The sequence below is a fragment of the Streptomyces sp. NPDC053541 genome (assembly GCF_044544705.1).
GTDB lineage: Bacteria > Actinomycetota > Actinomycetes > Streptomycetales > Streptomycetaceae > Streptomyces.
Genome location: NZ_JBITXM010000003.1, coordinates 627230 through 652327, shown reverse-complemented (window position 1 = coordinate 652327; position 25098 = coordinate 627230). Strand labels below are relative to the sequence as shown.

General features: G+C 74.6%; 28 protein-coding genes. 18 read left to right on the top strand and 10 right to left on the bottom strand.

Translation table 11 applies throughout. The features are described 5' to 3' along the window. The first annotated feature begins 116 nt into the window (after positions 1–116). Entirely contained in the window at positions 117–467 is a 351-nt protein-coding gene (locus tag ACIGW2_RS10195) for a VOC family protein (RefSeq protein WP_391651809.1), read from the top strand. A gap of 89 nt (positions 468–556) precedes the next feature. Here ACIGW2_RS10195 and fusA read toward each other — a convergent pair whose 3' ends face one another. From fusA to ACIGW2_RS10170, 5 genes are all read right to left on the bottom strand, one after another. Continuing rightward, entirely contained in the window at positions 557–2566 is a 2010-nt protein-coding gene (gene fusA, locus ACIGW2_RS10190) for an elongation factor G (protein WP_399842595.1), read from the bottom strand. A 304-nt stretch (positions 2567–2870) separates the two neighbouring features. Further along, positions 2871–4022 carry a tetratricopeptide repeat protein gene (locus ACIGW2_RS10185; RefSeq protein ID WP_399842593.1) on the bottom strand — a complete coding sequence of 384 codons (1152 nt, stop codon included), beginning with the start codon at positions 4020–4022 and terminating at the stop codon, positions 2871–2873. Continuing rightward, complete coding sequence (locus ACIGW2_RS10180; protein WP_391651812.1) at positions 4019–5389, bottom strand: AAA family ATPase; 1371 nt, start codon at positions 5387–5389, stop codon at positions 4019–4021. The genes ACIGW2_RS10185 and ACIGW2_RS10180 overlap by 4 nt, the downstream gene beginning before the upstream one ends. Before the next feature lie 44 nt (positions 5390–5433). Further along, positions 5434–5667 carry a DUF5708 family protein gene (locus ACIGW2_RS10175; RefSeq protein WP_391651813.1) on the bottom strand — a complete coding sequence of 78 codons (234 nt, stop codon included), beginning with the start codon at positions 5665–5667 and terminating at the stop codon, positions 5434–5436. A 138-nt stretch (positions 5668–5805) separates the two neighbouring features. Further along, on the bottom strand, positions 5806–6468 hold the full coding sequence (locus ACIGW2_RS10170) for a hypothetical protein (RefSeq protein ID WP_399842588.1): 663 nt from the start codon (positions 6466–6468) through the stop codon (positions 5806–5808). A gap of 246 nt (positions 6469–6714) precedes the next feature. On the opposite strand from ACIGW2_RS10170, the gene ACIGW2_RS10165 reads away from it, so the two are divergent. Beyond that, positions 6715–7194: a DUF5709 domain-containing protein gene (locus tag ACIGW2_RS10165; protein WP_391651815.1), complete on the top strand. Its 480-nt coding sequence runs from the start codon at positions 6715–6717 to the stop codon at positions 7192–7194. Positions 7195–7238: 44 nt separating this feature from the next. On the opposite strand, the gene ACIGW2_RS10160 is transcribed toward ACIGW2_RS10165, so the two are convergent. Beyond that, a complete protein-coding gene (locus ACIGW2_RS10160) occupies positions 7239–8483 on the bottom strand; it encodes an SLC13 family permease (RefSeq protein WP_391651816.1) in 1245 nt (414 codons plus the stop codon). 327 nt (positions 8484–8810) lie between these two features. Between ACIGW2_RS10160 and ectA the strand changes: the two genes are divergently transcribed. From ectA to ehuA, 8 genes are all read left to right on the top strand, one after another. Continuing rightward, positions 8811–9359, top strand: a complete 549-nt coding sequence (ectA, locus tag ACIGW2_RS10155; protein WP_391651817.1) for a diaminobutyrate acetyltransferase — start codon at positions 8811–8813, stop codon at positions 9357–9359. A gap of 91 nt (positions 9360–9450) precedes the next feature. Beyond that, on the top strand, positions 9451–10737 hold the full coding sequence (gene ectB / locus ACIGW2_RS10150) for a diaminobutyrate--2-oxoglutarate transaminase (protein WP_399842584.1): 1287 nt from the start codon (positions 9451–9453) through the stop codon (positions 10735–10737). Between the two features lie 85 nt (positions 10738–10822). After that, the gene (locus tag ACIGW2_RS10145) at positions 10823–11233 is read left to right on the top strand and encodes an ectoine synthase (protein ID WP_356071584.1); all 411 of its coding nucleotides are present in this window, start codon (positions 10823–10825) and stop codon (positions 11231–11233) included. Between the two features lie 48 nt (positions 11234–11281). Next, positions 11282–12181, top strand: coding sequence for an ectoine hydroxylase (gene thpD / locus ACIGW2_RS10140; RefSeq protein WP_399842582.1), 900 nt, complete (start codon positions 11282–11284; stop codon positions 12179–12181). An 81-nt stretch (positions 12182–12262) separates the two neighbouring features. Beyond that, the gene (ehuB, locus tag ACIGW2_RS10135) at positions 12263–13180 is read left to right on the top strand and encodes an ectoine/hydroxyectoine ABC transporter substrate-binding protein EhuB (RefSeq protein WP_399842579.1); all 918 of its coding nucleotides are present in this window, start codon (positions 12263–12265) and stop codon (positions 13178–13180) included. Further along, the gene (gene ehuC, locus ACIGW2_RS10130) at positions 13177–13869 is read left to right on the top strand and encodes an ectoine/hydroxyectoine ABC transporter permease subunit EhuC (protein ID WP_399842577.1); all 693 of its coding nucleotides are present in this window, start codon (positions 13177–13179) and stop codon (positions 13867–13869) included. Before ehuB ends, ehuC begins: the two co-directional genes overlap by 4 nt. Continuing rightward, positions 13869–14510, top strand: coding sequence for an ectoine/hydroxyectoine ABC transporter permease subunit EhuD (ehuD, locus tag ACIGW2_RS10125; protein ID WP_391651821.1), 642 nt, complete (start codon positions 13869–13871; stop codon positions 14508–14510). The genes ehuC and ehuD overlap by 1 nt, the downstream gene beginning before the upstream one ends. Next, on the top strand, positions 14494–15384 hold the full coding sequence (gene ehuA, locus ACIGW2_RS10120) for an ectoine/hydroxyectoine ABC transporter ATP-binding protein EhuA (RefSeq protein WP_391651822.1): 891 nt from the start codon (positions 14494–14496) through the stop codon (positions 15382–15384). The genes ehuD and ehuA overlap by 17 nt, the downstream gene beginning before the upstream one ends. A gap of 118 nt (positions 15385–15502) precedes the next feature. Here the strand turns inward: ehuA and ACIGW2_RS10115 are convergent, their stop codons facing one another. Together ACIGW2_RS10115 and ACIGW2_RS10110 are read right to left on the bottom strand one after the other, a co-directional pair. After that, positions 15503–16372: a SigB/SigF/SigG family RNA polymerase sigma factor gene (locus tag ACIGW2_RS10115; RefSeq protein ID WP_361584170.1), complete on the bottom strand. Its 870-nt coding sequence runs from the start codon at positions 16370–16372 to the stop codon at positions 15503–15505. Between the two features lie 51 nt (positions 16373–16423). Continuing rightward, the gene (locus tag ACIGW2_RS10110) at positions 16424–16924 is read right to left on the bottom strand and encodes an ATP-binding protein (protein ID WP_391651823.1); all 501 of its coding nucleotides are present in this window, start codon (positions 16922–16924) and stop codon (positions 16424–16426) included. A gap of 853 nt (positions 16925–17777) precedes the next feature. Here ACIGW2_RS10110 and ACIGW2_RS10105 point away from each other — a divergent pair. Next, complete coding sequence (locus ACIGW2_RS10105) at positions 17778–18467, top strand: beta-glucanase (protein ID WP_391651824.1); 690 nt, start codon at positions 17778–17780, stop codon at positions 18465–18467. Here ACIGW2_RS10105 and ACIGW2_RS10100 read toward each other — a convergent pair. Beyond that, a complete protein-coding gene (locus ACIGW2_RS10100) occupies positions 18455–19042 on the bottom strand; it encodes an HPP family protein (protein ID WP_399842570.1) in 588 nt (195 codons plus the stop codon). The genes ACIGW2_RS10105 and ACIGW2_RS10100 overlap by 13 nt on opposite strands. Positions 19043–19239: 197 nt before the next feature. On the opposite strand from ACIGW2_RS10100, the gene ACIGW2_RS10095 reads away from it, so the two are divergent. The 5 genes from ACIGW2_RS10095 to ACIGW2_RS10075 all read left to right on the top strand — a co-directional run bounded on the left by ACIGW2_RS10095 (position 19240) and on the right by ACIGW2_RS10075 (position 22212). After that, positions 19240–20223 carry an aldo/keto reductase family oxidoreductase gene (locus ACIGW2_RS10095; RefSeq protein WP_391651826.1) on the top strand — a complete coding sequence of 328 codons (984 nt, stop codon included), beginning with the start codon at positions 19240–19242 and terminating at the stop codon, positions 20221–20223. A 142-nt stretch (positions 20224–20365) separates the two neighbouring features. Next, positions 20366–21187, top strand: a complete 822-nt coding sequence (locus ACIGW2_RS10090; protein WP_399842568.1) for an N-formylglutamate amidohydrolase — start codon at positions 20366–20368, stop codon at positions 21185–21187. 61 nt (positions 21188–21248) lie between these two features. Further along, positions 21249–21518, top strand: coding sequence for a DUF6296 family protein (locus ACIGW2_RS10085; protein WP_391651828.1), 270 nt, complete (start codon positions 21249–21251; stop codon positions 21516–21518). Positions 21519–21527: 9 nt separating this feature from the next. After that, complete coding sequence (locus ACIGW2_RS10080) at positions 21528–21881, top strand: hypothetical protein (RefSeq protein ID WP_391651829.1); 354 nt, start codon at positions 21528–21530, stop codon at positions 21879–21881. A 25-nt stretch (positions 21882–21906) separates the two neighbouring features. Beyond that, positions 21907–22212, top strand: coding sequence for a hypothetical protein (locus tag ACIGW2_RS10075; RefSeq protein WP_391651830.1), 306 nt, complete (start codon positions 21907–21909; stop codon positions 22210–22212). Here the strand turns inward: ACIGW2_RS10075 and ACIGW2_RS10070 are convergent. Continuing rightward, entirely contained in the window at positions 22202–23434 is a 1233-nt protein-coding gene (locus ACIGW2_RS10070; RefSeq protein ID WP_391651831.1) for a chitosanase, read from the bottom strand. The two genes, ACIGW2_RS10075 and ACIGW2_RS10070, sit on opposite strands and share 11 nt — an antisense overlap. Positions 23435–23715: 281 nt before the next feature. On the opposite strand from ACIGW2_RS10070, the gene ACIGW2_RS10065 reads away from it, so the two are divergent. Both ACIGW2_RS10065 and ACIGW2_RS10060 read left to right on the top strand, forming a co-directional pair. Beyond that, positions 23716–24012, top strand: coding sequence for a hypothetical protein (locus tag ACIGW2_RS10065; protein ID WP_399842566.1), 297 nt, complete (start codon positions 23716–23718; stop codon positions 24010–24012). Beyond that, positions 23949–25043, top strand: a complete 1095-nt coding sequence (locus ACIGW2_RS10060; RefSeq protein ID WP_399842563.1) for an NAD(P)/FAD-dependent oxidoreductase — start codon at positions 23949–23951, stop codon at positions 25041–25043. Before ACIGW2_RS10065 ends, ACIGW2_RS10060 begins: the two co-directional genes overlap by 64 nt. Positions 25044–25098 lie beyond the last annotated feature (55 nt).

Here is a 25098-nt window from a genome sequence, read left to right as displayed (position 1 = left end):
CAAGACGAATCCCGCTATGCCGTCATGCCGCGGGAGGCATGGGGCCGCGGGAGGCATGAGGAGTACCGCTCCCTCACACCCGGCGGGATCGGCGCACCGCCCTTAGGGTCGTGCCCATGCACCTCTTCGCCGGAATCGCCGTCAGCGACTACGCGGCGGCCGTCGCCTGGTACGAACGCCTGCTCGGCGCGCCGCCCTCCTTCCTGCCGAACGACACCGAGGCGGTGTGGGAGCTGGCGGAGCACCGCTCGCTCTACATCGAGCACCGTCCGGGGCACGCCGGGCACGCGATGCACACCCTGTTCGTCGACGACTTCGACACGGTGATCGGCGACATCGCCGCCCGCGGGCTGCGCCCGGCGCAGCGCGAGACCTACGGCAACGGGGTGCGCAAGGCCACCTTCCGCGACCCGGACGGGAACGAGATCGGTTTCGGCGGCGCTCCCGAGGGGTTCTCGGCGAAGTGACCCGGACCGGGGTCCGGCGCACGGTGGCGCGCCGGACCCCGGTTCTCGCCGGCTGAGCCGGTTCAGCCGGTTCAGCCGGTTCAGCCGGTTCAGCCGGCCGGGGCGTATCCCGCCGGGCGGGTGGTGAAACCGGCCCGGCCCTGCGTGCGGCTGCGCAGCTGGGTCGCGTAGCCGAAGAGCGCGGCGAGCGGGACGGTCGCGGTGAGGACCGCCGTGTCCGCGTGGGTGGCGGAGTCGGTGATCCGGCCGCGCCGGGCGGCCAGGTCGCCGAGCACCGTGCCGACGGCGCTGTCGGGCGCGGTGACGGTGACCTCGACGACCGGTTCCAGCAGGGTCGTGCCGCCCTTGCGCAGGGCCTCGCGGAGCGCGAGCCGTCCGGCGGTGCGGAAGGCGAGCTCGGAGGAGTCCTTCACATGGGTGGCGCCGTCGGTGAGGGTGACCCGGACACCGGTGACCGGATGGCCGCCGAGCGGACCGTCGGCCAAGGCGTCCCGGCAGCCGGCCTCGACCGCGCGGACGAACTCCTGCGGGACCCGGCCGCCGGTCACGGCGGACCGGAAGACCAGGTCCCGGCCGGCCGGGTCCTCGTCCGCGCCGAGCGGGGCGACGTCGAGGACGACGACCGCGAACTGGCCCGCTCCGCCGTCCTGTTTGACGTGCCGGTAGGTGAGGCCGGTGACGGCCCCGGCCGGGGTCTCCCGGTACGCCACCTGGGGGCGGCCGACGGTGACGTCGAGCCCGTGGGCGCGACGCAGCTTCTCGACCGCGACCTCCAGGTGGAGTTCGCCCAGGCCGGACAGGACGGTCTGGCCGGACTCGGGGTCGGTCCGGACGCCGAGCGAGGGGTCCTCCTCGGCGAGCCGGGCGAGCGCGACGGCGAGCCGTTCGGTGTCGCGGCCGAGCCGGGCCTCGACGGCGACGGACACCACCGGGTCGGCGGAGACCGGCGGTTCGAGCCGGATCGCGGGCGCGTCGGCGGCGCACAGGGTGGCGCCGGTGCGCGCTGCCTTGGGTCCGACGACGGCGACGATGTCGCCGGCCGTGGCCAGGTCGGTCTCGGTGGTGCGGTCGGCCTGGACGCGCAGGATGCGGGCGACGCGTTCGGTGCGGCCGGTGGTGCTGTCGAGCACGGTGTCCCCCTTTCGCAGGGTGCCCGCGTAGACGCGGAGGTAGGTGAGGCGGCCGGTGGCGGTGGTGGTGACCTTGAAGACGAGGGCGGTGAGCGGCGCCGCGGGGTCGGCGGGCCGCTCGCCCCGTACCGGCGGGAGGTCGGCGGGGGCGGGCAGATAGGCGACGACGGCGTCGAGGAGCGGTTCGACCCCGCGGTTGCGGTAGGCGGAGCCGCACAGCACGACCACGGCCTCGCCGCCGAGGGTGAGGTCGTGCAGGGCGGCGGTCAGCGTGCCGGGGCTGAGGGTGCCGTCGGCGCAGTACTCCTCCAGGGCGGCCGGGTGCAGTTCGGCGACGGTCTCGGCGAGCCGGTGTCGTCGGCGTACCGCCTCCTCGACCAGGGCGTCGGGGACGGGTCCGGTCTCGTACGCGTCGGAGCCGGCCCGCCACTGGTGGGCGCGCAGGTGGACGAGGTCGACGACGCCGGTGAAGGCGTCCTCGCGTCCGATCGGCAACTGGACCGCGAGGGGTACGGTGCCGAGCCGGTCGCGGAGGGAGGCGACGGCGGCGTCGAGGTCCGCCCCGGCGCGGTCGAGCTTGTTGACGAAGGCGAGGCGCGGGACGCCGTGCCGGTCGGCCTGGCGCCACACGGACTCGCTCTGCGGTTCGACGCCCGCGACGGCGTCGAAGACGGCGACGGCGCCGTCCAGGACGCGCAGGGCGCGCTCGACCTCGTCGGCGAAGTCGACGTGCCCGGGGGTGTCGATGAGGTTGAGGCGGTGGCCGGCCCACTCGCAGCTGACGGCGGCGGAGAAGATGGTGATGCCGCGGTCGCGTTCCTGCGGGTCGAAGTCGGTGACGGTGGTGCCGTCGTGGACCTCGCCGCGCCTGTGGGTGGCGCCGGTGAGGTAGAGGAAGCGCTCGGTGAGGGTGGTCTTGCCGGCGTCGACGTGGGCCAGGATGCCGAGGTTGCGGATGCGGGTACGCATGGTGACGTGGGTCCTTCGCGTGCGATGCGAGAGTGCAGGGCAGCGCGATTCCCGTGACGGGCGTGCGGGAGCACGCGGACAGGGGTCGGCGGCAGCCGGGGGCTGCGGGCGGGCCCGTGGATTTCGTCGCGGGTCAGCGGTGACGGCCGCGCAGCCGGCACCGGGGCGACGAAGAGGCCAGGATCACGTCGTACCGGGCACGGGAGACGCCACGGACGCGGGCGACGGCGGTGGTGGCCGTGGCGTGCATGGTGTCTCCCTTCGCTGCGTGCGGGCGGTGTCGCCCGTCGGTACGCGGTGGAGTCTAGGCAGCCGAAGTCCGGTGGGGACAGCGGTTTTTCGCGCAGGAGCGGGGGGTGGCCGCGGTCAGTTCCGGGGGGGCGCGGCGCTGGAGCCGGGCCCGGCTGGCCCAGTACGTGATGACGGCGCCCCAGAACAGCGGGAAGGCGAGCGCGCCGAAGCCGGGCACCCGCCACAGCAGCAGGCTGAGTGCCGAGTGGAGGGCCATCAGGGCCACCGCGACGGCCATGGCGAGGACCGGTGTGCAGCCGCGGGAGACCAGCAGCAGCGGGCGGCGCAGCCGGGGCGGCACCCGGCGGGCCAGCCACAGGAACCAGCCGCCCCAGCCGCCGACCATCACGGCGGCGGCGAGCAGCACGCCGAGGAGCGCCGAGCGGCCCTCGGCGCCGGAGCGCAGGTGGGCGGAGGCCATGGAGGCGGCGACGAATCCGGCGAGGGCCACCCAGCGGGAGCCGGCGACGGTGCCCCAGGCCATGGTCTCCAGGTTGTAGCGGGCCTGCCGGTCGTTCAGGTCCAGGGCGGCGGACTGCACGAAGCCCTCGGCGGCCCGGGTCCAGGAGCCGGGCCGCCACCAGCGGCGGCGCAGGTGGAGCAGCGAGAGGTTGTTGTGGGCCTCGCTGCTCTCGGGGTCGAGGCGCAGGGCGGTCTCGTAGGCGCGTTCGGCGACCTCGTGGTTGCCGAGGCGATGGGCTGTGAGGCCGACGAGGAAGTGGGCGTCGCTCTCCTCGGGGGCGAGGGAGACGGCGGTGCGGGCGGCCTCGTAGGCGGCCCGCTTGCGTTCGCGGCGCACGGAGCGGTCGAGGACGGTGCCCAGGGTGTAGTGGGTCGCCCAGTGGTGCGGGGCGAGGGCCACGGCGCGCCGGGCGCACTCCTCGGCCTGCTCGTACTGCCCGGTGCCGAGCAGGACGTGGGTGCGCATCAGCCAGCCGGCGACGGAGTCGGGTTCGGCGCGCAGGGCCCGTTCGGTGAGGTCGAGGGCCTGGGTCTCGTCGCCGAGGCGGTGCCGGCAGCGGGCGAGCAGCACGAGCGCGCTCGCGTCGTCGGGGTGCCGGGCGAGGTGGCGGGCGGCGGCCTCGGCGGCCTGGGCGTAGCGCCCGAGGTCGTAGAGCGCGTCGGCCTGGAGCAGGTCGCGGCCGGCCGGGTCGGTGGCGGTCACAGCTTGCGCTTCTTCTTGAGGTGGGCGAGCAGGTCGTCGTACATGCCTCCGTCGTTGGCGAACATCGCCACGTTGCGGGCGGAGGCGAACCAGGACTCGCTGGAGGGCTTGAGCTCCTTGGCGGCCCGCAGCAGGTCCTTGGTGGTGATCATGCGGACGGTGCCGGTACGGGCGGAGTCGAGGAGGGCGGCCTCGGCGGCGGACTCGCAGAGGTGGGCGAGGTCGGCGCCGGAGAAGTCCTCGGTGGCCTTGACGATCCGGGCGAGGTCGACCGACTCGATGGGCCGTTCGCGCAGGTGGTAGCGGAGGATGGCCTCGCGGGCCGGGCCGTCCGGGGGCAGCACGAGCAGGGTGCGGTCGAGGCGGCCTGGCCGGCGCAGGGCGAGGTCGACGTCCCAGGGGACGTTGGTCGCCGCGAGCACGAACACGCCCTCGTTGCGGTCGCCGTCGACGCCGTCGAGTTCGGTGAGGAGCTGGTTCACGACGTTGCGCAGTCCGCTGTGGTGCATGCGGGAGCGCTTGGCGCCGAGGGCGTCGAGCTCGTCGAGGAAGACCACGCAGGGGGCCTGGCGGCGGGCGGTCTCGAAGATGTCGTGGACGTTGCGCTCGGAGGTCCCGATGTACATGTCGAGGATGTCCGCGAGCGACACCGACAGGAAGGACGCGCCGAGTTCGCCCGCGACGGCGCGGGCGATGAAGGTCTTGCCGCAGCCGGGCGGGCCGTAGAGGAGCAGTCCGCCGCGCAGGGACTTGCCGTAGAGGCGGCGCAGTTCGGGATTGCGCATGGGGGCGAGGAAGGCGGCCTCCAGGCGCTCCTTGACCTCCCGCATGCCGCCGACGTCGGCGAGGCGTACGGCTCCGGGGGCGTCGACGTCCCAGGCCGAGGCGTCACCGGGGTCGCCGAGGCCGTCGGAGGTGAGCGGCGCCTCCAGGCCGCCGCCGGTCCCGGCCGCGCTGTCGCCGCCGTCGGCGAAGCGGGGTCCGACGAGGTCGGCGACCTGCTGCTCGGCGGCGGCCCAGTCGAAGGCGGGCGGCTCGTCGGGGGTGCCGGCGGGCGGGGCCGGCGCGATGGGCGGCGCGGGCGGGGTGGCCGGCGTCGCCGGGGTGTCCGGAGCGGTGGGCGGCGTCGGTGCGGTGGCCGGCGGGGGCGGGGGCTGGGTCGGGAGGCCCATCGCGCGGGCCATCAGGTCCCGCGCCGCCGGGTCGCCGGGGGCGTGCTGGAGGGCCGCCGCGGCCTGGCCGACGGCCTCGTCGTGGCGTCCCTCCGCGAGGAGCAGTTCGGCGAAGTGCAGCCGCAGCGGCACGTCTTCGGGGGCGGCGGCCACGGCGGCACGCAGGCTGCGGAGCAGCGGGGACTCGTCGGACATGGCCCCAGCCTAGAAAGCGGCGGTGCCCGCCCGTGCACCGGGTGTCAGGAGGAGCGGTCCGCGGTTCCGCTGCCGCCGGTGCGCGCCCCGCGGGCCGCGGACACGGTCTGGAAGGCTCCGTACAGCAGCGTCACGCCGCCGACGACCATGAGCACCACGCCGACCTTGGTGAGGGTGAACACGGGGATGTCCACGTCGCCGGCGAACAGCCTGAGGCCGAGGCCGACGAGCAAGAGGATCGCGCCTTCGCGCAGGTTCTTGGTTCCGCGGCTCTTCACGTGGGGCGCCTTTCCGTGGGGCTGGACGACCGCCTCAGCGTAGGCGGCGGCCCGCCCGGATCTCCTCGCCCTCCCGGAGGAGACCGGCCTCCGTCGAAGGACGGAGGCCGGGTGGTGCGGGGCCCTCGGCCGGGGGCGTCAGGAGCGGCCTCGGGTGCGGCGGTTGCCGCCCTGGCCGCCCTGCCCGCCGCGGCCGCCCTGGCCGCCCCGTCCACCGCCGCCTCCGCCTCCGCCTCCGCGCGAGCGGCGGCGGTGCGGGGAGGGCACGGGTGCCGCGGGGCCGCCGGCGGCCTCCGGCGACGAGAACATCATCGGCACGGCGGGCGGCACCGGCGCGCCGGGCGAGGCCGGGGCGGCCGGGGTCGCCGGGGCCGGGCTCGCGGGCGTCGCGGCCGCCGCGGCGGCGGCGCGGGCGGCGAGCGAGTCGCGGCCGGTGGAGTCGCCGCCGGCGCCGGCGAGGACGGTCGCGTGGGCGATCAGCGGGGCGCAGGCCTGGCAGATCTCGGCCAGGGTCCAGACCTCGGCGATCGCCGGGTGGTGGATCAGGACCAGGAGCGTGCGGCCGGTGCAGGTGGTGCGGGCGGTGTGGTGCCGGCAGTCGCTCGCGCCGCAGGCGCACGCGGCGTTCGGGCGGGCGGAGGCGAGGCGGGCGTGGGCGCGGACGTGCTCGGCGGCGAAGGTCCGCAGGGCGGCGAGGTCCTTGGACCGCGCCGGCATGCGGCAGCCCGGCGTGGTGCAGGTGACCGTCGCCGAGTGGTCGGGGTGGCCGGTGAGGCGGATCGTCCAGGTCCGGCCTGGCACACGTGATCCTGGGAGCATGCTCAACGCGCGCGTTTCCGTTCAGGTGAGAGGGGTGTTGGCCATGGTTTTACCCCGTGCGCGGCACAGGTTCACATCCGGACCCCCTCGGACGGCGCGTGGCGGCCGGATCCGGCCCCCGGACGGGCGCATTTCGAGCACCCGGGAGGCGTGCGGTGGCGGGCCGGGGGCCGGGCACGGAGCATGGGAAACAGCTCGTGGAGACCGGCGAGTGGCGGGAGTGTCCGCATGAGCGAGAACACGGCCGACGTGGCCGGGAACGAGGCCTGGGGCGACGAGGTGTACCAGCCGGACGCCCGGAGCGAGGTCCAGGACGACGCGGGGCTGCTCGACGCCTCGGACACCCTGGACGGCCCTGTCGACGACCCGCTCGACGAGGGGTACGTCCCCCCGGACCGCCCGTGGGCCGTGGAGCACACCGGGGTGACGGCGGCCGAGCGGCTGCGCGGCGAGTCCCTGGACCAGCGGCTGGCCGAGGAGCTGCCGGACGACGCGCCGGACCCCGACTGGGACGGCATCGGGGACGCCGTGGACACCGACGGCGAGCCGCTGGACGGGGAGGTCGGCGCCCGACGCTCGGGCCGTCTGGTGGCCCTGGACGGCGGACGGGCCCTGTCACCGCTGGAGGGCTACGCCCGGGACGTGGGCATCGACGGCGGCGCCGCCTCCGCCGAGGAGGCGGCCATGCACCTGGTCGAGGAGGAGTGACGCCGGTCCCCCGCGGCGCCGCGGCTCAGAGGAACACGACCGCCTCAGAGGAACACGGCCAGGGAGGCCCACAGGGCGAGGGTGGCGGCGAGCAGGGTGACGGGGGTGGTGAGCAGCCCGAGGACGGTGAACTCGCGCAGCTCGACCCGCTGCCCGTGGGCGTGGGCGATGCGGCGCCACAGCAGGGTGGCGAGCGAGCCGGCGTAGCCGAGGTTCGGCCCGATGTTGACGCCGAGGAGGACGGCGAGGACCGCGCCGGGGCCGGAGGGGGCGGCCAGGGGCGCGAGGGCGAGCACGGCGGGCAGGTTGTTGATCAGATTGGCGAGCAGCGCGGCGAGCGCGGCGGTGCCGAGCAGGGCGGGCAGTGAGGAGCCGTCGGGCAGGAGGGCGCCGAGGGCGGTGCCGAGGCCGTTGTCGACGACGGCCCGGACGACGATCCCGAGGGCGAGGACGAAGCCGAGGAAGGGCAGGGCGGCCGAGCGCACCAGCGCGGCCGGGGTGGTGCGGCGGCGGAGCAGGGCCCGTACGGCGAGCACGGCGGCTCCGGCGGCCGCCGCCCAGGCCGGGTCGACGCCGAGCACCGAGGTGAGGCCGAAGCCGAGCAGGGTGGCGCCCACGGTCACCAGGGCGAAGAGCGGCATCTCGGGCGGTTCGGGGGCGGCGCTCGGGGTGGCCGGGGCGTCGAGGTCGGCGGCGAAGAAGCGCCGGAAGACCGCGTACTCGACGCCGACGGCGACCAGCCAGGGCAGCAGCATGACCAGCGCGAAGCGGGTGAAGCCGAGCCCGGTGGCGGTGAAGGCGAGGAGATTGGTGAGGTTGGAGACCGGCAGGAGCAGGGAGGCCGTGTTCGACAGGTGGGCGGTCGCGTAGCTGTGCGGGCGGGGGCTCGTGCCCATCCGGGCGGCGGTGGCGAACACGACGGGGGTGAGCAGGACGACGGTGGCGTCCAGGCTGAGGGCGGCGGTGACGAGGGCGGCGAGGGCGAACACGGCGCCGAGCAGCCGCCGCGGGCGGCCGCGGGCCAGCCGGGCGGTCCAGGTCCCGCAGGCGTGGAAGAGTCCCTCGTCGTCGCAGAGCTTGGCGAGGACGAGCGCGGCGGCGAGGAAGCCGATGACGGGGCCGAGCCGCTCCATCTCCTCCCGGACGTGGGCGAGGGGTATCGCTCCGCAGGCGATCAGGAGCAGGGCCGGGGGTATCGCGAAGACGGCCTCCGGCAGGCCGCGGGGCCGGACGACGGCACAGATCAGGACCACGGCGAGCGCGCCGGCCGACAGGGACTCGTAGAGCATGCCGTCGATGATCCGGCACGCGGGGCGGCACTCGGTGCCGGATCCGGGCTCCGGAGCCCGGTGAACCCGTACTCCTGACCCCAGCGAGAGGCTTCAAACGTCAAGCGGGGTAGGTTCTCACGGAATTCCGAGGCGCGGCCGAGGACCGCTCCAGCCGTTATCCAGTCGTGACAATCGATGGTTTTGACCGGGTACCTCCCGGTTCACCCGGCACGATGGGACGGAGCGCCCCGGCGGTATCCGCCTGCGCATCTACCTCACATCCCGGTGGTCCGCAAGACCGCGGCACCAGGAAGTTCATCCGGTCGCTCGGTAGCTTCGGCGCCCATGACCGCACCACATCTGACCTCACCGAAGGCCGCCGTCGACATCGGCCCCGCCCGCCCGGCGGACGGTGCGGACCTCTGGCGGATCGCCCGGGGAGCGGACGGCCTGGACCTCAACTCGCCCTACAGCTACCTGCTGTGGTGCCGCGACTTCGCGGCCACCTCGGCGGTGGCCCGGAACGCCGGGGGCCGGCCGGTCGGCTTCGTGACCGGCTATCTGCGCCCCGAGGCGCCGGGGACGCTCTTCGTCTGGCAGGTCGCCGTGGACGATTCGCATCGCGGAACCGGGGTAGCGGGAGCACTGCTCGACGCCCTGACCGGCCGCCTGGCGGCCGAGGGGCGCGGGCCGAGCCGGCTGGAGGCCACCGTCACTCCGGGCAACGTGGCCTCGGACCGGCTGTTCCGTTCGTTCGCTCGCCGCCGCGGGGCGGCGCTGACCCGGGAGGTGCTGTTCCCCGCCGAGGCGTTCCCGGACGCCGCCCCGGCGGACCCGGCGGCCCCGGCCCACGAGCCGGAGCTGCTCTATCGCATCGGCCCGCTGGCCCCCTGACCGGGACCGCCCCGCACCCCTCACCACACCTGTGAACCCCCGCCGCGACCCGCGACCGCCGCGGGTCGCGACACCGAGATACGGGAGAACCGTGACCCTCACCGACATCGCCGCCCCGTCCGTCTTCGAGACCGTCGAATCCGAGGTGCGCAGCTACTGCCGTGCCTGGCCCGTGGTCTTCGAGCAGGCCCGCGGGAGCCGGTTGTACGACGAGCACGGGCGGCCCTACCTCGACTTCTTCGCCGGCGCCGGCTCGCTCAACTACGGACACAACAACCCGGTCCTCAAGCGGGCGCTGCTCGACTACCTCGCCGGTGACGGCGTCACCCACGGCCTCGACATGTCGACCACCGCGAAACGCGCCTTCCTGGAGACCTTCCGCTCGACCGTCCTGGAGCCCCGCGCGCTGCCCTACAAGGTGATGTTCCCGGGTCCGACCGGCACCAACGCGGTGGAGGCCGCGCTGAAGCTGGCCCGCAAGGTCACCGGCCGGGAGACGGTCGTCTCCTTCACCAACGCCTTCCACGGCATGTCGCTCGGCTCGCTCGCCACGACCGGCAACTCCGCGAAGCGGGCCGGCGCGGGCGTCCCGCTGGCCCATGTCACGCGCATGCCGTACGACCACTACCTGGACGGCCGGATGCCGGACTTCCTGTGGTTCGAGCGGCTGCTCGACGACCCCGGCTCCGGCCTCGACCACCCGGCCGCCGTCATCGTCGAGACGGTGCAGGGCGAGGGCGGCATCAACGTCGCCCGGGCCGAGTGGCTGCGCGGCCTCGCCGACCTGTGCCGGCGACACGACATGCTGCTGATCGTCGACGACGTGCAGATGGGCTGCGGCCGGACCGGCGACTTCTTCTCCTTCGAGGAGGCCGGCATCACCCCGGACATCGTCACCCTCTCCAAGTCGATCAGCGGCTACGGCCTGCCGATGGCCCTGTGCCTCTTCCGCTCGGAACTGGACCAGTGGCGGCCGGGCGAGCACAACGGCACCTTCCGCGGCAACAACCCCGCCTTCGTCACCGCCACCGCCGCGCTGGAGACCTACTGGAGCGACGACACGCTGCGCGACCGCACCCTGGCCCGGGCCGCCCGGATCGAGGCCGCGCTCGGCGAGCTGGTCGGCGACGACGGACGCTCCGGCCTCGCGGTCCGCGGCCGCGGGCTGGTCTGGGGCCTGGAGTTCGCCGGCGGCGAGCGGGCCGCGGCCGTGTGCCGCCGGGCCTTCGAGCTCGGGCTGCTCCTGGAGACCTCCGGGCCGCACGACGAGGTGGTGAAGCTGCTGCCGCCGCTGACCGCGACGGACGACGAGCTCGACGAGGGCCTCGGCATCCTGGCCCGCTCGGTGCGGCACGCCGCCGGCCGGCTCGCCGCCTGACCGCCCCGGCCGCGCGTCACCGCGGCGCGCGCCGCCCGCCCCGCACCACCCCCGCCCCACCCCGTACCACCGAAAGGTCCACCGCATGATCGTCCGCAGTTTCGCCGAGATCGAGAACACCGAGCGGCACGTCCGGGCCGCCTCCGGCACCTGGGAGAGCAAGCGGATCGTGCTCGCCCGCGAGCGGGTCGGCTTCTCCCTGCACGAGACCGTGCTCTACGCCGGGACCGAGACGTCGATGTGGTACGCGAACCACGTCGAGGCCGTGGTGTGCACCGCCGGCGAGGCCGAGCTCACCGACCACGAGACCGGCCGGACCTACACCATCGTGCCCGGAACGATGTACCTGCTCGACGGGCACGAGCGGCACACCCTCAAGGTCAAGCAGGACTTCCGCTGCCTGTGCGTCTTCAACCCGCCGGTCACCGGCCGCGAGGACCACGACGAGAACGGCGTCTACCCGCTGCTCACCGAGCCGGACCCGGACACCGTCTGATCCCCTCCCCCGCCCCCACCTCCGTACGAGAAAGGAAGCGCCCCCGTCATGACCTCCGCCCCCGCCCGTCCGGTCGACCTCTACCCCACCCGCGGCACCCAGGAGCAGCTCATCGGCCGCAAGGACCCCGTGGTCTGGTCCGAGCCCGGCACGCCCGGCCCCTTCTGGGCCCGCGAACTGGAGGAGTTCGAGCGCGACGGCTTCCTCACGGTCGACGAGCTGGTCACCCCGGACGAGGTCGTCGAGCTGCGGGCCGAGCTGGACCGGCTGATCGCCGACCCGGCCGTGCGCGCGGACGAGCGCGCGATCGTCGAGCCCCGCTCCCAGGAGATCCGCTCGGTCTTCGAGGTGCACCGGATCAGCAAGGTCTTCGCCCGGCTGGCCGCCGACCCGCGGATCGTCGGACGGGCCCAACAGATCCTCGGCTCCGAGGTGTACGTCCACCAGTCGCGGGTCAACGTCAAGCCCGGCTTCGGCGCCAGCGGCTTCTACTGGCACTCGGACTTCGAGACCTGGCACGCCGAGGACGGGCTGCCGCAGATGCGGACCGTGTCGGTGTCGATCGCGCTCACCGCGAACCACACCACCAACGGCAGCCTGATGATCATGCCCGGCTCGCACCGCACCTTCCTCGGGTGCGCGGGCGAGACGCCGAAGGACAACTACAAGCGGTCGCTGCAGATGCAGGACGCCGGCACGCCGTCCGACGAGGCGCTGACGACCTTCGCCGAGGCGTGCGGGATCCGCCAGTTCACGGGTGCGCCGGGCTCGGCGACCTGGTTCGACTGCAACGCCATGCACGGCTCGGGCGACAACATCACGCCGTACCCGCGCAGCAACGTCTTCCTGGTGTTCAACAGCGTGGAGAACGCGCCGGAGCTGCCGTTCGCCGCGCCGGTCCGCCGTCCTTCCTTCATCGCCTCCCGGGACACCACGCCCATCGGGTGACCCGCCCGTCCCCCGCTGCACCGGCGCCCGCGCGCCGCACCTCTGATCCCCTCCCCCGTCGTCTCCACCGGAAGGACCGTCATGTCCCGTCCCGCACGCCTCGACCGGCGCGGATTCCTCGCCCTGGCCCCCGCGATAGGGGCCGCCGGCCTCCTCGCCGGATGCAGCCGCACCGAGGTGGGCACGGGAGCGCCGAAGGCGGACGCCGACCTGCTGGCGAAGCTGCGCGACCAGGGATTCGTCCGGGTCGGCTTCGCCGGCGAGGCGCCGTACGGATTCCAGGAGGGCGACCGGCTGGCCGGCGAGGCGCCGACCCTGCACCGGGAGGTGTTCACGGCGCTCGGGGTGCGCGAACTGCGGCCCACGCTCACCGACTTCGGCTCGCTCATACCCGGACTCCTCGCCGGCCGGTTCGACGTGGTGAGCGCCGGGATGTCGATCACGCCCGAGCGCTGCGCCAAGGTGATCTTCTCCGAGCCCGAGTTCGTCTCCCCCACCGCGCTGATGGTGCGCAAGGGCAATCCGAAGCGGCTCGGCGACCTCGCGTCCGCGGCGCGGACCGGCGCGACGGTGGGCGTCCTGTCGGCCGCGGTGGAGGCCTCGTACGCGAAGGCGGCCGGCGTGCCGGACGGCGCGGTGAAGACGCTGGCCAAGCAGCAGGACGGCCTGGACGCGCTGCTCGCCGGCCGGATCGACGCCTTCGCCCTGACCGGCATCTCGCTGCGCTGGCTGGCCCGGACGAACGCGGGCGCGGCGGTGGAGGTGACCTCCCCGTTCGTGCCCGAGGTGGACGGGGTGAAGCAGTGGAGCGCGGGCGGGGCGGTGTTCCGGCCGGGCGCCAAGGGCCTGCGGGACGCCTTCAACCGCGAGCTGGCGCGGATCACCGGCGACCCCGCCCGCTTCGTGCGGCTGGTCGGGCGCTACGGCTTCACCGAGCGCGAGGCGCCGCCGCGCACCCTGCGCACCGCCGATCTGTGCGCGGGCCGGGGAGCGGCGTGAGCGGGTTCCTGGCCGGGAGCCCGTTCCTGGCGGAGCTGCGCGACGCGCTGCCGCGGCTCGGGGACGGGCTGCTCGTCACGGTCGAGGCGACGGTGCTCGGCGCGGCGCTCGCCCTGGTCCTCGCGTACGCGCTGGGGCTGCTCTCGCGCTCGCGCCGGCTCCTCGTCCGGGGCGCGGCGCGCACGGTGGTGGAGTTCTTCCGCGGCACGTCGCTGTACGTCCAGCTGTTCTGGCTGTTCTTCGCGCTGCCCATGCTCGGCTTCCGGCTCGAACCGCTGGCCTGCGGCGTGCTGGCGCTCGGCCTCAACTACGGCGCCTACGGGGCCGAGGTGGTGCGGGGCGCGATCGCGGCGGTGCCGCGGGCGCAGTGGGAGGCCTCGGTCGCCCTGGGCATGAGCCCGGGGCAGCGGTTGCGCCGGGTGGTGCTGCCGCAGGCGCACCCGCTGATGGTGGCGCCGTTCAAGAACCTCCTCGTGCAGCTCCTGAAGGCGACGCCGCTGCTGTCGCTCGTGACGGTGCCCGATCTGATCTTCCGGATCGACCAGTTGCGCTCGGCGACCGGCGACACGGCGGCCGCCTATCTGCTGCTGCTCGTGGTGTACGGGGTGCTGGCGGGGGTGCTGAGCCTGTTGATGAACGCCCTGGAGCGGGCCGCCCGGGCGCGCCTGGGCGCGGGAGGTGAGGCGTGATGTGGGACGGACAGGCCGCCATGGACGCCCTGCCGGTGGTCCTGAAGGGCTTCGGGTTCACGCTGCTCGCGACCGTCTGCGGCTTCGCGGTGGCGGCGGTGCTCGGTCTGCTGCTCGCCCTGGCGGGGCGCACCGCGCCCCGCCCGCTGGCCGCGCCGGTCAACGGCGCCGCCGCCTTCGTGCGGTCCACCCCGCTGCTGGTGCAGCTGTTCGCCGCCTGGGTGCTGGTCCCGGGCCTAGACGCGCTGGTGCTCGGGGTGCTCGTCCTGGGCGTGCACTACGCCGCGTACCTCTCCGAGGTGTACCGGGCGGGCATCGACGCGGTGCCGAAGGGGCAGTGGGAGGCGTGCACGGCCCTGTCGCTGCCCCGCCGGCGGGTGTGGCGGGCGGTGGTGCTGCCGCAGGCGGTGCGCAACGTGCTGCCGCCGCTGGGGAACTACGCGGTCGCCATGTTCAAGGAGACCCCGCTGCTGTCGGTGATCACGGTGCACGAGATGGTGCACGAGGCGAACACCTTCGGCAGCGCCCACTTCGCCTATCTGGAGAGCTTCACGCTGGCCGCCGCGGTGTTCCTGCTGGCGAGCTGGCCGACGTCCGTGCTGGTACGACGACTGGAGGCACGCCTTGCCGAAGGAGCATGACACGCTCCGGGACCCGCTCCCGGAGCCCGACGGGGTCCCGGAGCCCGAGGGGGTTCCGGGACCGCTGGGGGCCGCCGGGCCCGTGGGCGCCGCGGAGGCGGTGCGCTTCGACCGGGTCACCAAGCGGTTCGGGGACCACACCGTGCTCGACGGGCTCGACCTGAGCGTCGGGCGGGGCGAGCGGGTCACCCTGATCGGGCCGAGCGGCTCGGGCAAGACCACGATCCTGCGGCTGCTGATGACCCTGGAGCGGGTGACGGAGGGCGTCATCCACGTGGACGGCGAGCCGTTCTCGCACATGCCGGGCCCCGGCGCCGACGGGTCCGGCGCCGGCCGGCTCGTACCGGCGAGCGAGCGGTACCTCGCGGAGCGCCGGCGGGGCATCGGCATGGTCTTCCAGCACTTCAACCTCTTCCCGCACATGAGCGTCCTGGAGAACGTCGTCGAGGCGCCGGTGCACGTCCTCAAGGAGGACCGGGAGGAGGCGGCGGAGCGGGCCCGCGAGCTGCTCGGCATGGTCGGCCTCGCCGACAAGGTCGACGCCCGCCCGACCCGTCTCTCCGGCGGTCAGCAGCAGCGGGTGGCGATCGCCCGCGCGCTCGCGATGCGCCCGGACATCCTGCTCCTGGACGAGGTGACCTCGGCGCTCGACCCGGAGCTGGTCGCGGAGGTGCTCGACGTGCTGCGGGACATCGCGCGGGGCACCGACATCACGCTGCTGTGCGTGACGCACGAGATGGGCTTCGCGCGGGACGTGTCCGACCGGATCCTGATGTTCGACCAGGGGCGGATCGTGGAGTCGGGGCGAGCGGACGAGCTGCTCGACGCGCCCGCCCACGAGCGCACCCGGGCCTTCCTCAGCGCGGTCCGCTGAGGAGCCTTCGCGCGAGGGGTCCTCGCGCATCCGGCGTCAATCGGGCGCCAAGGGGTGAGCCCGGAACCGGTCGGACCGGTTCCGGGCTCACCGCTGTCTCCGCCCGTCCGCCGCGTGCTCAGCCGCGTTCGGCCGGGGACTCGGCGAGGAGTCCCTCGCGCAGCCGGCCGAGGGAGCGGGCGAGCAGCCGGGAGACGTGCATCTGGGAGACGCCGAGGCGGGCGCCGATCTCGGACTGGGTCAGCTCCTCCACGAACCGCAGGTGCAGCAGGAGCCGGTCGCGCTCGTCGAGGAGTTCGACGAGCGGGGCCAGGGTGTGGAAGTCCTCGAAGAGTTCGAGCGCCGGGTCCTCCTCGCCGATGAAGTCGGCGAGCGAGGCGTCGGCGTCCTCGTCGTCCCCGCCGCCGTATGCGGCGTCGAGGGAGGCGGTGTGGTAGCCGTTCGCGGCGATCTGCGCCTCGACGACCTCGTCCTCGGAGAGGTCCATGCGCTCGGCGAGTTCGGCCACCCTCGGGCTGCGGCCGAGCCGCGAGCTGAGCTCGTCCTGGGCCTTGGCGAGTTCGACCCGGGCCTCCTGGAGGCGGCGCGGGACGTGCACGGCCCAGGTGGTGTCGCGGAAGAAGCGCTTGATCTCGCCGACGATGTACGGCACGGCGAAGGTGGCGAACTCCACCTCCCGGCTCAGGTCGAAGCGGTCGATGGCCTTGATCAGGCCGATGATGCCGACCTGGACGATGTCCTCCATCTCGTCGCCGCGGGCGCGGAAGCGCTGTGCGGCGTAGCGGACGAGCGAGGTGTTCATCTCGATCAGGGTGTTGCGGACGTACTGGTGCTCCTCGGTCCCCTCCTCACGCAGCGCCAGTTCGCGCAGGAAGACCTTCGTCAGGGCGCGCGCGTCCTGGGGCGCGACCTCGAGCGGTGCTTCGAGCACGGGCAGGTCCTCTTGCGTGCCGGCCGTCGTCGTCGCCTTGACCCTCTCGGTCCGCACGGGGACAACCTCCTGTATCTCGCGGATCGTTCGTCGTCTGTGGCGCTTCGCCTACCCCCGCTTCGCGGGCGCACGCGTGTCGAGTTCGGGACGGCGCGTGACACCGAGGACGGCGGTCACGCGCTTGCCGTGCGGGGTGGGCTCGGTCACCACGCAACGGCACAGCGCTGCCACGATCTCCATGCCGTGGCCGCCGATCCGCTCGGGGTCGGGCGCGCGCAGCACGGGGCCGGCGGTGGAGCCGTCGCACACCGATATCTCCAGCGTGCCCTCGCGCAGCGCGAGTTCCAGGCGGAGCGGTCCGGGGGCGTGCTTGACCGCGTTGGTGACGAGTTCGCTGACGACGAGGAGGGCCGTGTCGGTGTCCACGTCCACGACGGTGCCCCGGTCCGGGGCCGGGTCCGCGCCGGGCCCGAGGCCCGACGGGGTGTCCGGGTGGACGCCCGGACGTGTGGCGCGGCGCAGGAAGGCCGCGGTGGCGTCCCGGGCCACGGTGACCGTGCCGACACCCCCGTCGTACCACCACCCGGCCTCGGCGGTGTGCTCGGTCATGGCCCTTCCCGCTCCTCTCCCTGGTCTCGTCTCCCGTCGGCGGATGCGTCGCGCCGTCACGCGGTCGCGCCGTCGCTCCTGCCCCGGCTTCGCCTTCCCACACCTCGTGCCGCCGCGGGCGGGTCCTGGCCTGGGGGCGCGCGGAGCATGGAGGGCTCGAACGGGTGCCTCCCGTCCGCCTGCCCGAAAGGATGAACGCGGGACGTGGGCGGCGTTTCGCGGCCCGGGCGCCGTCACTCTGCCGGCATGCGCAAGGAACGCGAGATCACCCTGCCCGCGGAGCGGGCCCCGGCACGGGCCGGTGCGGTGGCCGGGGGACGGGGCGACGCCCGGGACGGACGGCGGGGGCGGTACGGACGGGGCGGGCGGGGCCGCCGGGGCTGCGGGAGCGGGCCCGGTACCGGGTCGACCGGACCGTGGCGAAGGGCATGACGGCAACGGTGGCCTGGCTGGCCCTGGCGTGTCCGGCGGTGGTGGAGCGCGGCCACACGCTGGTGCTGGGCTGGTCGGCGCAGACGCCGACGGTGGTGGCCGAGCTGGTCGCGGCGCACGCGCAGCGGCGTGGCGGGGCGGGGCGGTGGGGCGCGTGCGCGATCGGCTTTCGCCTCGGGCCGGCGGCGGACCGGCGGGTGCGCTCGACCCGCCGAAGGACGGGGTCCCGTGGTGGGACGCGGAGGACGAGGTGATCGTCGCGGCGCGCGGGGCCTGACCGGGCTGAGCCGGGCTCGGATGGCGAGTCCACGACACGGACGAGGGGGTTCCGCATCGTCGCCGCGCCCTCGGGCACCACACACACGAGCCACGAGAACCCGCGGCCGGACCCTCCGGCCGCCGGACCGTACGAGGAGGACACATGCCGAGCCGGCAGCCGGCCGACGAGCCGGTCTTCACCGCGGACTTCACCGCACCGGAACAGTGGGTGGCGGGCCGTTCCTGGGCCTATCCGAACGGCGGTCCGGTCAACCCCGGGGACAACAAGCTGGATCACCTGGTCGAGGACCCCGCCTACAGCCGCTCCGGGGTCTTCCGGGCGACCCGTCGCCGGGACGGCCTGTGGGACACCGGTCTGCTGACCACCGAGGGGAGCGAGCAGGCCTTCGAGGTGCGGGCGGGCGACGTCCTGGAGGCGCGGGTGCGGCTGCCGGAGGAGACCGGCGCCTGGCCGGCGATCTGGACCTGGCGGGACGGCGGCCAGGAGGTCGACGTCTTCGAGTACCACCCGGACAACCCGGACCTGCTGGAGCTGTCGAACCGGGTGCGCGGCACCCACTTCTACCACCGCTCACCGGCGGTGCGTCCGGGCGGCTGGGTCCGGCTGCGCACCCAGTTCGGCGCCCGGTCGGTGGTCTGGTGGGTCGACGACGAGGAGGTCTTCGCGGACGGGCGGGGCGTCGGGCGGTCCTGGCACGCGTATCTGATCGTCAATCTGTCGGTGTGCGCGGGCCGCTACCACCCGGGGCCCGACCCGGAGGTGACGGAGATGTCCTGCGAGGTGCGCGAACTGCGGGTGTTCCGGCGGGGTGCCGGTCCTCACCACCAGTAGGCGGGGTACTTCGGCGCACCGCGGCGGAGCCGGGACACCGCGAACTCCATCAGCACGAGCACGATCGACGCGCCGCACAGCAGGGGTACGAAGCGGGCCGGCGCGGGCGACTGGAGGACGACCACGACGGCGGTCGCGCAGGCGGGCGCGTGCGGGGTGCGGGCCAGGAAGGTGAGGGCGAGGGTGGCGCCGACGGCAATCGCGGCGGCCCAGGCGGTCGCACCGGCCAGGGCGAGGATGCCGTAGCCCACGCCGGCCGCGAGCAGATGGCTGACGACGACGCTGCGGGGCTGCGAGAGCGGCAGGGCGGGAGCGCTGTGCACCAGGGCGGCGCTCGCGGCGAGCGGCGGTATGAGCACCGGCTCGTGGATGGCCGCACCGATCGCGACCAGCCCGAGCAGCACCACGGTGACCGTCCCGATGCTGTGGAACGCCGCCGCCGGCGCCGGCCGCGCGGGGGGCCGCGCGATGATCCGGGGGGCCGGACGCGTCCCGGGCGAGCCGTGGGCGGTACCGGAAGCGGTCTCGGGCGCTGCGGTGTCGGCGCTCGTGCTCGCGCTCGTGCTCGTGCTCATGGTGGGGTGCGGTGTCTCCTGGCGGGCGGCCTCAGCGCCCGATGGTATACAAAATGTTGAAGCCAGGATGATGCGCATCCCACGGACCGAGACGGATGCGTCGCAGGTCACAGGCCCGCGGGCGCCGGAATCCGCCCCGGCGACGCCACGTGGCTGCCGGGGCACGGCTCGCCGACGGCCTGTGGGAGGGTGTCGGCGTGACCTCGACGGAGACGAACGACACACGGACGGCGGACGCGGCCGCGGACGGCGGCCGGGTGCTGCTGGGCTGCATGGGCCTGGGCGGCGACTGGGACGGCGACGGGTACTCCGCCGCCGACGTGGACGCGGCCGAGGCGGTGGTCCGGGCCGCCCTGGAGAGCGGGATCACCGCCTTCGACCACGCCGACATCTACCGCCGCGGCAAGGCGGAGGCGGTGTTCGGCGAGGTGCTGGCCCGGACGCCGGGGCTGCGCGAGCGGATCACGATCCAGTCGAAGTGCGGCATCCGGCTCGCGGACGGCGACCGGCCGGGCCACTACGACCTGCGCGGGCCGAGCATCCTGCGCCGGGTCGAGGAGAGCCTGACCCGGCTGCGCACCGACGTCCTCGACGTGCTCCTGCTGCACCGGCCCGATCCGCTCGCCGACCCCGCCGAGATCGCGACGGCCCTGGAGTCCCTGCACCGGCAGGGCCTGGTGCGCCGCTTCGGCGTCTCCAACATGAACGCGGCGCAGATCGCCCGCATCCAGGACCGCCTGGGCCTCCCCCTGGTCGCCAACCAGCTGGAGATGAGCCTGCTGCGGCGGGACTGGCTGGAGGACGGCGTCCTGGTGAACACCCCCGCCTCGGCGGGCGTCGGCTTCCCGGCCGGCACGGTCGAGCACTGTCTGCGGCACGGGATCGCGCTCCAGGCGTGGGGGCCGCTCGCGCAGGGCCGTTTCACGGGACGTCAGGAGACGCCCGAGGAGCACGCCACGGCCGCGCTGGTCGCCGAGCTCGCCGAGGCCAAGGGCACCACGCCGGAGACCATCGTGCTGTGGTGGCTGCGGCGCCACCCGGCCCGGATCGTCCCGGTGATCGGCACCACGAGCCCGGACCGCGTCCGCGCCTGCCGGGACGCCGCCGTCGCCGAACCCGGCCTGGACCACGAGGAGTGGTACCGGCTCTGGATCACCGCCCGGGGCGCCGCCCTGCCGTAGGACGGCGGGCCCCGGCACCCGGGCCCGTACGACACCGGCCACCGGGCCCGTACGACACCGTCGCCGCGACACCGACCCGACACCGACCGGCGCCGGTCGAGGATCACGCCGGCCCACGATCCACCTCCGAGGAGACCGTCCGATGTCCACCGACACCGCTCCCGACGTCCCCGCGCTCCTCGCCGGAGCGCCGGACTCCCCGGTGCTGCTGCACGTGCCGCACTCCTCCCGGGTGGTGCCGCCGGAGGTGCGCGCCGGGATCGTGCTCGGGGACGCGGAGCTGGAGCGGGAGCTCGACCACATCACCGACGCGCACACCGAGGAGATCGCGGCCGTGGCCGCCGCCTGCGCGGGCACGGCACCGTGGCGGTTCGTCAACCGCCTGTCCCGGCTGGTCGTCGACCCCGAGCGGTTCCCCGACGAGCGCGAGGAGATGCTGGCGGTGGGCATGGGCGCCGTGTACACGCGCACCACGCACCGCGCCGAGCTGCGCCCGGCCGGTTTCGACCCGGCGCCGCTGATCGCGCGGTACTTCGAGCCGTACGCCGAGGCCGTGACCCGGGCCGTGGACGCGCGGCTCGCGGCGACCGGCCGCGCGGTGATCGTGGACGTGCACTCCTACCCGACGGCCCCGCTGCCGTACGAACTGCACGGGGACGGGCCCCGGCCGCCGGTGTGCCTCGGCACGGACGCCTTCCACACCCCGCCGGCGCTGCTCGCGGCGGCGCGGCGGGCCTTCGCCGGGTTCGGTGGGGTGGGTACGGACAGTCCGTTCGCGGGGACGTACGTGCCGCTCGCGCACTACCGGCGCGACCCCCGGGTCTCGGCGCTGATGGTGGAGATCCGCCGCGACGCCTACATGAGCGAGCCGGGCGGCCCGGCCGGGCCCGGGGCGCGGGCCCTGGGCGTGGCCCTGGCGGCCCTGGTGGACGCGGTGACGGACCCGGAACCCGGCGCCTCCTGAGGTGCCGGTCCGGCGGGACCGTGCCGGATCGGGCCGGGCGGGATCGGGCCGGGCACGTAAAATGGGGACGGTGAGCGCACGCAGGTACGAGCTGGTGTTCTCCGGCGGGGCGGGTACGGCCGGTGACGCCGTGGTGGTCGAGCGGACCTCCGCGGCGGGTCCTGGCGGCCACCCGGTCTACGCCGATCCGACCGGCATCATCCGGGCCGAGATCAGCGACCGCGACGAGGTGCGGATGCTCGCCTCGGGCGGGCATCAGCAGACCCCGCAGGGCGTCGTCGCCCGGCCGCTGCCGGATTCCCCGGACCCGGCCGCTCCGGATGTCGCCTAAGCTGCCGGGATGAGCACTTCCAACCCCTCTCCCGCCGCCGGTTCCGACCCCGGAGCCGAGCCGGCCGGCCCGCGTCACGTGCGGGTCACCATAGAACTCATCGCCGAGATCACCGACGAGGAGGCCCTGCGGGCCGCCGCCCTGGAGCAGGTCCGGGACGACGCCTACATGGAGGAGGCGGAGCGCGCCGAGGCCGTGGAGGCCATCGGCATCGACCCCTCCGGCTCCCTCGCCCACTTCATCGACCCGGTCGCGCTCCTCGGCTCCGTGCCGGGCGTCGAGCTGGCCGCCGCCACCTGGGAGTCCGCGCGCACGGAGTACGACCCGGACGAGGAGACCTGGGAGGAGCACGACCTCGCCTGAGGCCGGACCGGATAGCCTCCGTCCCGTGGACGGTACGGTGCTTCCCCTCGCGGTGATCTTCGGCGGCCTGGCCGCCGTGCTCGGCGGCTGCGCCCTGCTGGCCGCCCGGGTGCGGCGGCGCGGCACGGCCGGCGGCGGTGCCCGCGCGGCACTGGCCGCGTGGGAGGAGGCGTACCGGATCACCTCCTACGAGGCCCACCAGGAGATCGTGGCGGAGTCGCGGCGCAAGGCCCCGCTGCCCTCGCCCGACGGCCCACGGGGTGGCCGGTGGCGCGGGCGGTTGCGCCTCGCCCTGCGCCACGGCCGTCGTGCCGACCGGCTCAGCCGGTGATGGAGAACGGGTCTCCGTAGACGCTCCAGTACAGCGGGGTGTTGAGGTGGAAGTTGTTCTCGTTGAGGAAGCGCCGCTGGGCGGTGCTCACGCGGGTGGTGTCGCTGTGGGCCTCCTCCTTGCGCATCTCCTCCTCGCGGGCGTCCAGGAAGGCGTTGAGGTAGGCCTTCTCGTCGCCGCCGCGCGAGGGCGGCAGGGCCCGGGACAGGGCCACGGCACGGATGGAGCGGAAGCCGTCCTCGCCGTGCATCACGGCGGCGTCGTAGTAGGCGAACTGGCCGAGCGCGCGCAGGCCGTCCGTCTTCGCCTGGGAGACGGCGGGGTTGAAGTAGACCCGGTCGCGCTCCTCCTCCTGGGTCTGGGTGAAGACGGAGTCCTGGGCGGCCTGCTTCCAGGCGGTGGTGAAGCCGGGGTCGAGGCCCTCGTGGGAGTCGGTGCCGTTGACCTCGCGGAGCGCGGGCAGGTAGCGGGCGAGCGGGTTGCTCGGCTTCTTGGCGGTGTAGCGCTCGACGAGGTCGAGCATGTCGCCGGTCCCGGAACAGAAGCCGATGATGCCGGCGGTGTAGCCGCGGCCGTCGCCGATGTCCTCGATGTAGCCGAACTGGGCGCGCCAGTCGAGCGAGGAGTTCTCGAAGGAGGAGACCAGCTTCATGGCGATCTCCTTCTTCGCCGGGTCGTCGAGGTTGGTGCCGGTGGTGGGCGGCGGGGTGGTGGAGCCGGTGCCGTAGGCCTCGACCTCCCAGAGGGAGTAGCCGTACGGGGTGCCGCGCTGGGTGCCGAAGACGCGCAGGTAGCGCCCGGTGCCGTCGACGGCGAGGTCGTCGGTGCCGCCGTCGCCGGTGGTGGTGGCGTACACCTGGCGCCAGGTGGAGCCGTCGTCGGACAGTTCGACGCGGTAGGCCTTGGCATAGGCGGCCTCCCACTTGAGCACGACCCGCTTGACGGCGGTGCCGGCGCCGAGGTCGATCCGTATCCACTGGTTGTCCACGCCCTCGGCGCTGGCCCAGCGGGTGGAGGTGGAGCCGTCGACGGCCTTGCTGCCGGTGAGGGTGCTGGTCTCGTTGGACGAGGTGGTGACGGAGCGCCCCTGGGCGAGGTTCCCGGTCGCCGCACTGGCGGACGGCGAGAGCCCGGAGAGCGCGGGCAGCAGGAGTCCGGTCGCCGCGGCGGCGACGAGGGCGGCGGTGCGGTGGCGCCGGAGGGCGTTGATGGTGGGGGGCATGTGGCTCCGCTTTCTCGGGGCGGCTCCGGTGTGCGCGCGGGGTGGGCCCGTGCGGGCACCGGAGGGTCCCGTGTTCAGGTGGACGGATTCCTGACCAAGAACGGTTAGGAAAGCTTCCTAACTTGAGGCTGGAGCGTATGGGCGCGGTGGCGTGCCCGCAAGGGGGCGGAAGGCAAAGCGAGTTGAAACGTGGCCGCCGCGCTTCGGACCGGGGGCGGCCACGAGGGCGCCTGAAGGGGTGCGGGTAGGGTCGCGGCCGGGGTGCCGGGCGAGGCGGTGCCATGACGGTGGGGGAACGTGTGCGGCGGGCCGTGGTCATGGGCGGCAGTTACGCGGGGCTGTTCGCCGCGCGGGTGCTGAGCGAGTGGGCCGACGAGGTGGTCGTCCTGGAGGCCGACGACATCGGGGCGGACGGGACGGGGCGGCTCGCGCCGCAGCGGCGGCAGTTGCACGCGCTGCTGGCGATGGGGCACGCGCAGCTGGAGCGCTGGTTCCCGGGATCACGGCGGAGCTGGTGGCGGCCGGGGCCCGGCTCGGCGAGGGCGCGGACGTGCGGTTCCACGTGGACGGCCGGCTGAAGGCGCCGGCCGAGGGCACCCGGATGCTCGGGGTGACCCGCCCGTTCCTGGAGGCGGCGGTGCGCCGACGGGTCGGCGCGCTGCCCGGTGTGCGGCTGGTGCGGGGGCGGGCCCGCGGTCTGGTCCTGGCGGGCGGCCGGGTGCGCGGGGTGCGCACCGCCGAGGGGGACGTCCTGGACGCGGACTTCGCGGTCGACGCGATGGGGCGGTCGAGCCGGCTCGGGCACTGGCTGGCCGAGGCCGGCTGGCGGCAGGCGCCGGTCGAGCGGATGCGGATCGACCTGGGGTACGCGACGGCCTTCTTCCGACGCGGGGACGAGCTGGGCACGACCGTCGTCGCGCACAACACGCCCGGCCCGGCGAGCGGTTACCAGCCCACGCTCTGCGAGCCGGGCGCGCTGGCCGCCGTGGAGGGCGACCGCTGGTCGGTGGTGCTCGCGGGGTACGCCGGGCACCGGCCGGGGGCCGACCCGAAGGAGTTCCTCGCCCGGATGCGGCGCTGCGCCGAGCCGCTGCGGACGGTCGCCGATGCCTGCGAGATGACCAGCGAGGTGGCGACCTTCCACTTCCGCGAGAGCGTACGGCGCGTCCACGCGCGCTTGGACCGCTTCCCCGGCGGCCTGGTCGTGGCCGGTGACGCGCTCGCGAGCGTCAACCCGGTGTACGGGCAGGGGCTGACCCTGGCCGCCCTCCAGGCCAACTCGCTGGCCGCGCACCTGCGTTCCGGTGCGGATCCGGCCGAGCCCGCGTGGGGCTACTTCCGGCGTGCCGCGGTCGTCGTCGACGCGGCCTGGCAGCTCTCCACCACGGCCGACCTGGCCCAGCCACACGTCACGGGCCCCTACCCGCCCGGCTACCGGCTGCTGCGCTGGGCGGGCGACCGGATCACCGAGGCCTCGGTCCTCGACTCCGAGGTCAACACCACGTACCTCAACGTGGTCAACCTGATCGAGCACCCGCGCGCCCTCACCCGGCCGTCGGTGCTGCTGCGGGCGGCGCGGGTGCTGCTGGCCGCCGACCGGGGCCGGTGACGACGCCCGGACGACGCGGACGGGCGGGCCGCACCCCCCGGGGCGGCCCGCCCGT